Raw genomic sequence first — 3504 nt, forward strand, 5'->3', positions numbered from 1 at the left:
TCGTCCGGTGGCGCGCGCCCGAGCGCGATGCCGCCCTCTCGGCGTCACCGCCACTCCCGGCACGTCACAGTCCATCAACTGTCGACGTCGGTCGGTCATGCGGGTCATACGGTGTTGTGCCACAGCAGAGTCCTCGGTAATCGAATGGAGCGAGGCGAAGTCATCGACGTGCGCACCTCACTGATGTATCGAACGGATCACGACGCGATAACGAAAAGATACACGACGAGTGGGGTAATTACTATCATGGTTAGTAGTTCGATGTCCCCCGCAGTGGTTTCGTGCCTCACAGCGCGGTAGCACCGGACGTCGACGGTCGGAGACCATCGGCCGGCGAACGCTGCCTTCTCCATGCGAGAGCACACCCCACGACAGCAAGAACGACCGCGGCGTACTCCGGAAGCGGTCCCAGCTTTGTCGCCCACGTCGATCTCGTTTCCAGGGCAACATCAGCGACCAACGTCTGCGCAGCGAACAAGCCCGAACGATCTGCGACCTTCCCCTGTGGGTCGATGACGGCACTGACCCCACTGGTCGCCGCAACGAGAACAGTCCTGTTGTGCTCGACCGCCCGCAGCCGCGACATCGCCAACTGCTGGTAGGTCATATCGGTGCGCCCGAACGTCGCATTGTTGGTGGGGACCGTGATCAGCTGCGCCCCCGCACGCACGGAGTCGGTGACCAGCTCGTCGAACGCGACCTCGTAACAGGTGGCGACGGCCGTCGGAATTCCGGCGATATCGACGACACCGTCGCCCGACCCGGGAACGAAGTTACCGGCCTGCGAGGCGTAGGAGGACAACCTCGTCATCACAGATCGCATCGGGAGATACTCTCCGAAAGGAACAAGTTTGCGTTTGTCGTGTCGCTCCCCCGGTCCGAGTACCGGATCCCACACGATCGAGGTATTCATCGAGGTGCCGTCGTCGTTACCGAGCACAGCTCCGACCAGAATCGGCACCCCGACCGACCGCGCTGCAGCGTCGATCCCGGCAGTGGCGTCGGCGTTGCGCAGTGGGTCGATATCGGATGCATTCTCCGGCCAGATCACCAGGTCGGGAGCGGGCACCCTGCCGGCGGTGATGTCGTCCCCGAGCTGCATTGTTCGCTCGATGTGATTGTCGAGAACTGCTCGACGTTGCGAGTTGAAGTCCAGACCCGACCGCGGAACGTTGCCTTGAACAACGGCGACCGTCGCACGCGCTGCGCCTGCATCGTCAGCGGGAGTGAGCGCGAAAGCCAGAGCCGGCACGATCACCACAGTGGCCACCGACCCGACTGCGAATCGCGGCGTCGGCGGGCGTACCTGGCGGACCACACTGGCCAGTGCCGCGCCGATCACTGCGACTGCAAAAGATACACCGGGCGCACCGGCGAACGCGGCAAGCGAGAGCAGAGGGCCGTCTGCTTGGGCGAAAGCTAGTTTCCCCCACGGAAATCCCCCGAACGGAATCCGTGCGCGCAGACCTTCGGTGGCGGTCCAGATCGCGGCGATCCACAGCGGTTCGAAGCGCAACCCGGACACTGCGGCCGCTGCAGCGCAGAACAGTGCCACTGCTATCGCTTGGATCGCCGCGAGCGCCAGCCACGGCGGGGCACCGACGTAGACACCCACCCAGGGCAGCAGAGGCAGAAAGAACGCCAATCCCGACAGATACCCGTAGAAGAACGCCGCCCGGATGGAACGGCCGCGGATGACGAGAACAAGAACCCCGACACCCAACGGCGCGAGGAACCACAGCGACCGAGGTGGAAAGCCCGCGTACAACAGCACACCAGCAGATACCGCACACGATGACCTGCCTGCTATCGCGGTGAACACACGGCGACGTCGGGTTCGTCGGTGACGGTTCACTGTTGTTGCGCTGGACTCGATATCGAGCATGCCTGCATGGCTCTTTTCTCATGTACGGCATAGCGCCACCTGACCACCCTCGGTTACTACTATGCACGATAGTAGTAACAGCGGTGAGCCCGGACCGGCTCCCCCGCCGACACCGCGCCTCTGCGACGTCGATGCATACCCCGGGATATCGACCGCGCACCTTCGCTGTGCCCTTTGTCCTTCGCGGTGCCCTTCGTGGCCGGGCATCGACCGGTGCACGGACCACCCTCGGCTCGCACAAGATGCGTGCTGGACCCCGGGATGGAGACTGGCTTCTACCGCGCCGCAGCACGCCGACATATGCGGGTGCATCTGCTCTGGCGGCCATCATGATCACCGCCCCGATCGTCCTGGCCGTGTTCGACGTGACCAGAAACATGTGGTGCCTGCGGGCGGGCGGTGTGACCGCCCGATTCGGCGGCGGCACATCAGGGGCACCCTGAATGGGTTTGGGCCAACCCAGTTTCCGGCTGCTACCGTCGAGGCGTTGTGAGAATCTCTGCGCTGGGCCCGCCGCGCCTGCGGACGGTTATCGCAGTCGCCGCTGTCCTGTATTTGTTGGCTCACACCATCGCTCAATGCGGCATCGCCTGGGAACAGGACCATCACAGCGACGGCGTACACATCGTTTCGTCCTCGTCTCAGGCCGCCGCGGAACTCTCCCCCAACCACGCGCACATCGACGACGGATCGCCCCACATGGCGCACGATACGAACACCGTCATCGCAATGCCCCGATCCGACAACCCGCCCCGCCCATCGACCATCGCCGCGGTCGCAGCGATGGCCTTCGCTGTGGTGTTGGTGGCGATGTCTGCCCCGCGCATTTCGCGAGCCCCACCGGATCTACCCATTCCGATCCGGCACGGCCGAACCGTCTTGAACGAACTCTGTATCAACAGGTGCTGATCAGCAGCCCGCGGGCCATCCGAGGACTTCTCCTCTCATGGCCCAGTTCGTGCTGCCCATCACTCACTTACTGCGCTCCTCGCAGATCACATACAGGGACTACTCATCATGAACAGTGCTGTTCGCTCCACACTCGTGCCACCGTCCTCCGCCGGCCACATGTTGGCGACCGCCAAGAACTGCCCGGAACCGAGCACAATGGTCGGCAACACGCCCGTTCTGTGGATCGGTGAACCGTTCGCGGACTCCGGCCGCGGCTTCTGGGCGAAACTCGAAGGCAGCAATCCCGGTGGGATGAAAGACCGCCCCGCGCTGCACATGGTCGAAAAAGCCAAGGCCCGCGGCGACCTCGCTCCCGGCGCGATGATCATCGAATCCACCAGCGGAACCCTCGGCCTGGGTCTGGCCCTGGCCGGGATCACCCATCACCACCCCGTCACCCTCGTCGCCGACCCGGGACTGGAACCGATCGTGCACCGGATGCTCGCCGCGTACGGTGCCCGCGTCGAACTGGTCACCACACCGCACCCCGACGGCGGCTGGCAGCAGGCCCGGCGTGAGAAGGTCCGTGAGCTCCTCGATACACATCCAGGGTCGTGGTGCCCGGATCAGTACACCAACCCGGACAATGTCGAGGCGTACGAGTCGCTCGCTCACGAACTCATCGCCCAGCTCGGACGCGTCGACACCTTGGTTTGCTCGGTGGGCAC

At 64.2% G+C, this 3504-nt stretch carries 3 protein-coding genes; 2 read left to right on the forward strand and 1 reads right to left on the reverse strand.

The features are described from left to right. Nucleotides 1-286 precede the first annotated feature (286 nt). Complete coding sequence (gene lnt, locus RHBS_RS25695; protein WP_080733460.1) at nt 287-1885, reverse strand: apolipoprotein N-acyltransferase; 1599 nt, start codon at nt 1883-1885, stop codon at nt 287-289. A 489-nt stretch (nt 1886-2374) separates the two neighbouring features. On the opposite strand from lnt, the gene RHBS_RS25700 reads away from it, so the two are divergent. Continuing rightward, entirely contained in the window at nt 2375-2794 is a 420-nt protein-coding gene (locus RHBS_RS25700; protein ID WP_230593569.1) for a hypothetical protein, read from the forward strand. A gap of 108 nt (nt 2795-2902) precedes the next feature. Beyond that, a partial coding sequence (locus RHBS_RS25705; RefSeq protein ID WP_128646812.1) for a PLP-dependent cysteine synthase family protein occupies nt 2903-3504 on the forward strand: 602 nt, incomplete at its 3' end.

It is taken from the genome of Rhodococcus sp. BS-15, from assembly GCF_000813105.1.
GTDB lineage: Bacteria > Actinomycetota > Actinomycetes > Mycobacteriales > Mycobacteriaceae > Rhodococcoides.

What these genes read in the sequence shown, in the direction of transcription:
- lnt (WP_080733460.1), bottom strand. Translation starts at nt 1,885, where the DNA reads ATGCTCGATATCGAGTCCAGCGCAACAACAGTGAACCGTCACCGACGA.